Origin of the sequence: Moraxella sp. CTOTU49097 (genome assembly GCF_032064105.1) — a bacterium.
Classification (GTDB): Bacteria; Pseudomonadota; Gammaproteobacteria; order Pseudomonadales; family Moraxellaceae; genus Faucicola; species Faucicola osloensis_B.
This window is the reverse complement of the sequence record NZ_DAMBOA010000009.1, coordinates 90,898-97,853: the sequence shown is the minus strand read 5'-3', so window position 1 is coordinate 97,853 and position 6,956 is coordinate 90,898. Positions and strand designations below refer to the sequence as shown.

Genomic DNA, 6,956 nt, shown 5'->3' with positions numbered 1-6,956 from the left:
TTAAAATCATCCTGGTTATTGATAACATACGATACGGCTTTCATAGATTTGTCCTTTTGTAATAGTGGATTTAATAGCGGGTTAGTTTAATTAAATGCAGTGTTTTTAGTGTATTGCAGACAGTCTGGCTTGGGTCAGTCAGCATGATCTGATAGAATTAATGAAAAATAGTTGATATTCTGAGTCTATGCTAAAGGTGTAAGGTTAAGGGCGTAACGTTAAGGGTGCCAGGTTAAGAATGCGAGCTAAGCTCACATTGTGCGCCTGTGTTTGCGCCAAAAATAGCCCTTGGTAAAATGCCGTTATTTATTGTTGTACCAGTGTAACCAATCCAGTGTAGCGAGTGCAACATCATTTATACCTTGTCACTTATGCTTGTTTCCTTGTTATGGTTAAAGCAAGGTTATGATTAAAGCAAGCATAAAGGGAGTAATATCAGTATCAAATTTAAGCTGATACAGACATTCCCTACGACTTAAAGCGAAAATGTTTATGTAACCTTTAAACAACAAAGCTATGCGCTAAAGCCGTTTGACATAAATATAACAGTGGTTTAGACTCAATTTTGATGCTAGTCAATGCCGGCTAGTCAATATTGGAGTATTAGTGATGCTTAAAACCGCTTTATATGTCCGTCTTGAAGCTAAACCAGGTAAAGAACAACAAGTAGAAGATTTCCTAAAAGCTGGTCTGCCTATCGTCAATGAAGAACCCGCCACAGTTGCATGGTTTGGTCTACGCCTTGAACCTTCAACCTTTGGTATTTTTGATGCATTCCCTGATGAAGCAGGTCGCGAGGCTCATTTATCGGGCAAGGTTGCCGCCGCTTTGATGGCTCAAGCAGATGAACTATTTTCACAACCGCCTTCTATTGAAAAAGTAGATGTGTTGGCGAGTAAACTGCCAGCTTAGATTGAAGCCTAATTCTCTTGAGCTTGAGCCTCTTAAAGAGCTGCCTAAAATATTAACTAAAAAACAGCTCTTTATTATATTAGTTCACTTAAATCAGTCACTTAGTTAATCGGTCATCCCATACTGTATCATTGACGATTATTTGACTATATATATTCAATTACAATATTTTCTTAACTTACTGATAGCAAGCAATGGGCAAATTTAGATTTTGCGCCATTTAACTACTTACCCTGCAATTAATCATACCGCTTTGTTGTTTTAATCGTTACCAAGTTTTAAATCAAGTTTTAAGCTAGCTACCTTACTTACAAAAACTGCTTTTCCCGATGGATTAAATTTTATTATTTACACTATCAATAAATCTACACTACAAATAAATAGACGACTGGTCTATTTTTGTGTATAGTGACGGCATGATGACAGCAAAATCCCAGTGTTGACTAGCGTTGAGCAATATTTGCAGTATTGACCAATGTTTGCAGTATTGAGCAATTTTTTAAGTTTGTTGGACAGATAATATTTGCTTACATATCAGTCGCGCAATCTTTTTCAATGCTACCAATCAATGCTATTAAATAAAGGATTGATTTGCTCGGCATCTTGTACATTGCGCACATGACTTCCTGCTGTGCTCATGTAGCAATAACCTCAATGCTAAAAACTATCAGAGAAAATAACATGAAAATTTTAATTGTTCTGACCTCACATGACAAACTCGGCAATACTGGTAAGAAAACAGGTTTTTGGTTAGAAGAACTTGCAGCGCCGTATTACACCTTTATTGATGCGGGTGTTGAAGTTACCCTAGCATCACCTCAAGGGGGGCAGCCACCGCTAGACCCAAAAAGTAACTTAGCCGATGCACAAACTGAAACCACGCATCGCTTTGAAGCAGATCCCGTGGCAATGCAAGCATTGGCACAGACACATAAACTTAGCGAAATTTCTATCGATGATTATGATGCCGTGTTTTACCCAGGCGGGCATGGTCCATTGTGGGATTTAGCAGAAGATCCGATTTCAATTGCGCTGATTGAACAAGCGATTGAGTCAGGAAAACCTGTTGCTACAGTTTGTCACGCCCCAGGTGTTCTTCGTCATGTAAAAACCAGTGATGGCAAGCCTTTGGTCAGCGGTAAATCCGTGACAGGTTTTAGCAATACTGAAGAAGAAGCGGTAGGATTGACCGAAGTTGTACCGTTTTTGGTCGAAGATATGCTCAAAGAAAAAGGTGGTCATTATTCTAAAGCGGATGACTGGCAAGTGTATGTCCAAGTAGATGGCTTACTAATTACTGGACAAAATCCTGCTTCTTCTGCTGCAACCGCCAGTGCACTCCTTGAATTGTTAAATAAGGAGTAGCCCATGTCTGCGTATGTGGTATTTACCCGTGAGCAAACTACCGACGCTGAGGAACTGGCGCAATATGCACAAAAGGCGCCGCTTGCTCGTGAAGGTCGTGAGCTAACACCCTTGGCTTTTTATGGCCAATTAGAAGTGCTTGAAGGCAATGAAATTGAAGGCGCTGTTATTCTACGCTTTCCTGATATGGCAGCCGCGCGAGACTGGTATCACAGTCCCATCTATCAAGAAGCATTACAACATCGCCTAAAAGGGGCAAATTATCGTGCCTTTATCATTGAAGGTGTTGAAGACGCTATTTGAGAAAAAGCCCTTTAAGAAAAAGCATCGCTATCAGATGTGCTAACCTACAAGTTAGTACATGAGCGATACGCATTGTTATCAAATTAATGTAATAGCAGCCCAGTCATACATAATGATTGGGCTGCTATGACAATTTTTGCAGCTATTATTGTTGTGAAGCCAAGATAGTGAAGCTAAGTTACTAAGGTTAAGTTACTAAGGTTAAGTTAGTGAGATTAAGCCAGCAAAGCTAACTTTTAAGACTTTCCACTTTTTAATAAAAACGCTGTCGCTTTTAAGGCTTGATGTAATGGTGTTTTATCTTTTTGCAGCTTACTTAATAACGCTGCGCCCATCCACATTTGGTAAGTCACTTGGGCTACCGTCAAGGCATCAGTCTCTGCTTGGATAGACCCATCTTGTTTGCCCAAAACGATGATTTCAGCAATCCGCTTAATTACCTTATCGACGCCATCGGACATAATAGCGCGCATATCTTCAGATAGGTCAGCGACTTCTGCAGCAAGTTTTACAATTAGACAGCTATCTGCCCAACTACACGGCGCATCAGGATCTTCAATCCATAGGTTAAAATAGCCGATTAGTTTTTGATAAGCGGATTGGTCGCTACGCCATAGTTCATCTAAACGGCGTTGGTAATTATCTACATAATACTGTACCAATTCACAGCCGAAAGACTCTTTAGATTTGAAGTAATGATAAAATGAACCTTTAGGGATCTCGCAGCTTTGTAAAATTTCTTGTAATCCCACACCGCTAAAACCTTTACGCAAAATCAGCTCAGAACTGGTGTTAAGAATGTGTAAGCGTTTCGTTTCAGACTTCTTGATAGAGGTAGGCTCCATATTTGTTGTGCACGCTATTATAAAAAATAGACCAGTCGTATTGTTTTTATTATAACTTATCTGCAATGAATGTAAAGACGTTTTCCTTGAAAGCGTTAACTATTAACAATAATAATTCAATATAAAACAAGGATTTATATCAAATTAGATAGTGATCGGATGATTGATTCAGGCAGTCAAGACCAAGTAACAGTCTAAACCCAATGACATAAATATGGATTTAAAATAGGGGTTCATATTGTGATGTAAACTACTTACTATTTAATCATTACAAGCTAAAAATAAAAAACCACTGAGGTCTAATGCACCTAAGTGGTTGTTTTATATGGTGGGCCCACACAGACTTGAACTGTGGACCAAAGGATTATGAGTCCTCTGCTCTAACCAACTGAGCTATAGGCCCGAAAGGGTAGTATCACAAATATTGCCAAGCAAATTTGTCAAAACTAGGCTGATTATAATACCTTAAAAAATTATTTTTGCAATGTGGAAATGGATAATTTTATGCAAAATGCTGATTAAATCAGCATAAACTTGTCTTACCGAATACGCATTATTTGTCTTGTGTCACCGCAATCATCACACCCATATATTTATTGTCGTTGCGTGACAGCGTCTGACTATACAATGCTGAAGCACTACCGCCATCCAAAAACAACGCATTGTCACAGCCCAATTGTGATTTGAACAAATCTGCAAACTCATAAAAGCTGACAGGCGTGTCGCTTATTACAAATTTGACGCGGCTAGGATTGTGACCACACACGCCAACACCATTGCGGTACTTTCTCGAGGTACTATTGGCATCAAATGCCGGATGGATATTACCATCGATGACCAGCATGGGTCCAGATTGGGTGGCGAAGGTCGGTTTTGCCCCGCTTGCCAGTTTTTTTGCCATACTTTGACTTTCAGTGATATAAAAACCTTGACGGTCTTGCCAAAATACCCCATTGGGCATTAGGTGAAAGTTGCCGCCGCCCTGCTTGAGATTTAGGGCTCGGATTTGCTTGCCATTGATGACCGTATACCCAATCGGTGCAAAATTGCCATCATACATCCCTGCGTTCATCGCAAACAACAAGGTTTTGGTAGGTTGCTCACTTGCCAAATAATCGCGCAGGGCAGTAAAGGTGAGTAGTAATGGGTGGCTCGTGGACGAGGGGTTTTGCCACTGTAGTGAAAAATTCGCCGCGCTTTTAGCATCAAGCTCGCAGATACTATAGTCGAACGGCTGGTTTTTGCGCTGACAATCTGGCACGGTTTTGACAGTAAACTGACGTGCTAAACCGATACTTGCCACCAATAATAGCGCCAAGCATAGGCTGACAACAACCGCTTGTGTTTTTGTGATATTTGAAAGCGTCATACCATTGAGAGAAAATTTAAGCTATTGGCTACTATACCATAGTTGCGTATCACAGAATATATCCGCCATTTATTACAAAAAACTTGCCCAACTTGATATTCTAGCAATTTCGACTTAATAGTGATGAATTAAACTAGTTTTTGCCCTCAATATCATTATAATAGGCAACTAAGAACAGCACCCCGCATTTATTCAAATCTTCAAATCGTGATTTGACATGCCCAATGGGCAGTGTACGGGCTGTTTTTACAGTTTCTCACACTTAAAATCATAATCCTCTTCAATTTTAAAGGAATTTAACATGGCCATTGAACGTACGTTATCAATTATCAAACCTGACGCAGTTGCAGGCAACCACATTGGCGAAATCTACAGCCGTTTTGAAAAAGCAGGCTTAAAAGTTGTGGCAGCAAAAATGTTGCATTTAGACAACGAAAAGGCGGGCGGTTTCTACGCTGAGCACAAAGAGCGTCCATTTTACAATGATTTAGTCTCTTTCATGACTTCAGGTCCAGTGGTAGTATCAGTACTTGAAGGGGAAAACGCAGTGGCTCACCACCGTGAAATCATGGGCGCTACCAACCCAAAAGACGCCGCTGAAGGTACGATTCGTCGTGACTTTGCAAACAGCATTGATGAAAACGCGGTTCACGGTTCAGACTCAACCACATCTGCAGCCCGTGAAATCAGCTATTTTTTCAATGACAATGAAGTTTGTCCACGTACGCGTTAATCCTAATATGACAAAAAACGGCTTAAATTTTAAGCCGTTTTTTTACTGCCTATCATTCGGCTGGTCTGTCATTAAAAATTAAAGATAAAAAAATATGATAAAAGCAAAGATGCAAAATCAATATTAATAGTTTTGTTAAGGAAACTAAAGAAACTTAATTTAACAATTCATAACAAAGAGCACATAGAGCACAGGCGTAAATCCGCTAAAATAAATTCATCACGACGTAAATACAAAATTTGTTAACTACGATAGTAATAAGATAGAATCAATAAGACAAAAAATAAAATAAAAAACGATAAAAATAAAAAAGCCATAATTTGGCATTATGGCTAACATCAGTAAAACAAAGAAGAAGAAAGCAACAATAAAAATAACAACAAGTAGTGCATTACCCACTCCCATCAAGTTCCCCACTTGATGGGTTTATTTTTATATTATATAACGTTATATAATAAAATACCATAGCAATTTACTAGGATTTATCAATTTTTTTAGACGTTATACGGCAAATCTCGTTTGACACCCAATTTTTAATTCAAGTAGTGATAGTAGCTGGTTATGCCAAGTTTGTATTCAAAGTCGTTATTCGAATGCTATCCAAAGTCGTTATCAAAAGTTTTTAATCTAAGTTGTTATTCAAAGCTTTTATTTAAGATAGCCTAGCTACTTGTAAATCATGCTTTAACCGTTAAAATAGAGTCCATTAAAACAGTCACTGTTGGAACTGTTAGAATAGATACTGCTAAACCAAACACAATAGCTTCCAAAATCAAGACAGCAAGATAAAAAAATAGGATTAACCATGATAAGAATCGGTCAGGGTATCGATGTCCATGCCTTTGTCAACGACGGCACAGAAAACCAATTTATAACATTAGGCGGGGTACAAATTCCTCATACCCACAGTTTGCTTGCGCATTCTGATGGCGATGTGGTGTTACATGCGTTGTGTGATGCGTTGCTTGGTGCATTGGCACTGGGCGATATTGGGCAGTTTTTCCCGGATACCGATGAGCGTTTTCGCAATATAGATTCGACCATTTTGCTAAACCAAGTGTACCAGTTTATCCAATCAAAAGGCTTTACGCTTATCAATGCCGACATCACCATCATGGCGGAGCGTCCAAAACTATTGCCTTATCGTGCCGAGATTCAATCGCGTATTGCCGGTGTCATGGGCTGCGCGGTTGACCAAATCAGCGTCAAAGCTACCACGACTGAAAAGCTTGGATTTACCGGTCGCCAAGAAGGCATTATGGTAAGCTGCGTGGTGTTGCTTGAACAAGTGACTTCATCAGATTAATGGAATTTGTGAGTAGTTTTGCGGCTGACTTTTTTTGGGTGGGCATCTTGAATGCTTACTTTCGATAACCATTATAGCGTATAATAGCAACCCTGCACTCATCATTAGTGAGTCAAATTCTAG

At 39.4% G+C, this 6,956-nt stretch carries 7 protein-coding genes and 1 tRNA gene; 5 read left to right on the top strand and 3 right to left on the bottom strand.

Going from position 1 to position 6,956, the window contains the following annotated elements:
• Nucleotides 1–609 precede the first annotated feature (609 nt).
• The 3 genes from RT064_RS07310 (at nt 610) to RT064_RS07300 (ending at nt 2,580) form a co-directional block, all read left to right on the top strand.
• A complete protein-coding gene (locus RT064_RS07310; protein WP_313062650.1) occupies nt 610–912 on the top strand; it encodes a putative quinol monooxygenase in 303 nt (100 codons plus the stop codon).
• 681 nt (nt 913–1,593) lie between these two features.
• Nucleotides 1,594–2,277, top strand: coding sequence for a type 1 glutamine amidotransferase domain-containing protein (locus tag RT064_RS07305; RefSeq protein WP_313062649.1), 684 nt, complete (start codon nt 1,594–1,596; stop codon nt 2,275–2,277).
• Nucleotides 2,278–2,280: 3 nt separating this feature from the next.
• Nucleotides 2,281–2,580, top strand: coding sequence for a DUF1330 domain-containing protein (locus RT064_RS07300; protein ID WP_004961451.1), 300 nt, complete (start codon nt 2,281–2,283; stop codon nt 2,578–2,580).
• Nucleotides 2,581–2,816: 236 nt separating this feature from the next.
• Here RT064_RS07300 and RT064_RS07295 read toward each other — a convergent pair whose 3' ends face one another.
• The 3 genes from RT064_RS07295 to RT064_RS07285 all read right to left on the bottom strand — a co-directional run bounded on the left by RT064_RS07295 (nt 2,817) and on the right by RT064_RS07285 (nt 4,794).
• Complete coding sequence (locus RT064_RS07295) at nt 2,817–3,425, bottom strand: TetR/AcrR family transcriptional regulator (RefSeq protein ID WP_313062648.1); 609 nt, start codon at nt 3,423–3,425, stop codon at nt 2,817–2,819.
• A gap of 326 nt (nt 3,426–3,751) precedes the next feature.
• Nucleotides 3,752–3,828 (bottom strand) — tRNA-Ile (locus RT064_RS07290).
• 150 nt (nt 3,829–3,978) lie between these two features.
• The gene (locus tag RT064_RS07285) at nt 3,979–4,794 is read right to left on the bottom strand and encodes a phosphodiester glycosidase family protein (protein ID WP_313062647.1); all 816 of its coding nucleotides are present in this window, start codon (nt 4,792–4,794) and stop codon (nt 3,979–3,981) included.
• Nucleotides 4,795–5,095: 301 nt separating this feature from the next.
• Here RT064_RS07285 and ndk point away from each other — a divergent pair, with 301 nt between their 5' ends.
• Complete coding sequence (ndk, locus tag RT064_RS07280) at nt 5,096–5,527, top strand: nucleoside-diphosphate kinase (RefSeq protein ID WP_050323952.1); 432 nt, start codon at nt 5,096–5,098, stop codon at nt 5,525–5,527.
• 805 nt (nt 5,528–6,332) lie between these two features.
• Nucleotides 6,333–6,833, top strand: a complete 501-nt coding sequence (gene ispF, locus RT064_RS07275; RefSeq protein WP_313062646.1) for a 2-C-methyl-D-erythritol 2,4-cyclodiphosphate synthase — start codon at nt 6,333–6,335, stop codon at nt 6,831–6,833.
• The last annotated feature ends 123 nt before the right edge of the window (nt 6,834–6,956 follow it).